General features: G+C 50.4%; 1 pseudogene. It reads right to left on the bottom strand.

Annotation, left to right across the window (positions count from 1 at the left end):
• Positions 1-280 (bottom strand): annotated as a pseudogene (locus tag AB4585_RS26925) (2-polyprenylphenol hydroxylase); the annotation flags it as partial.

Below are 280 nucleotides of genomic sequence, written 5' to 3'. Positions count from 1 at the left end.
CCCGCCACTGCGCAGAAGCTGTCGCCAACCTGCATCTTATTGATCAGTTTAGAACTGCTTCCTAGCCCCTGAATAACAAGGTCAATAGTTCCTTCAGCCGCGTCCCAGTCAGCTAATGTGAGCGGTATCAACTCACCCTTTTCATCACTCAATACTCGTACAAACTGCCCTGCCCTAGCGGACTGTGCAATTAACGGCGCTTTAATGGTGAACTCGACAATCTCATCGGTTAGCTGTTTCCGCTTAACGATCTTGGCTGGCGTCTGACCCAGTTCGGTAT

Source organism: Vibrio sp. 10N.222.49.C9, from assembly GCF_041474985.1.
GTDB classification, from domain to species: domain Bacteria; phylum Pseudomonadota; class Gammaproteobacteria; order Enterobacterales; family Vibrionaceae; genus Vibrio; species Vibrio crassostreae_C.
The sequence above is the reverse complement of the archived record's forward strand: the minus strand, read 5'-3'. Positions and strand labels throughout refer to the sequence as shown.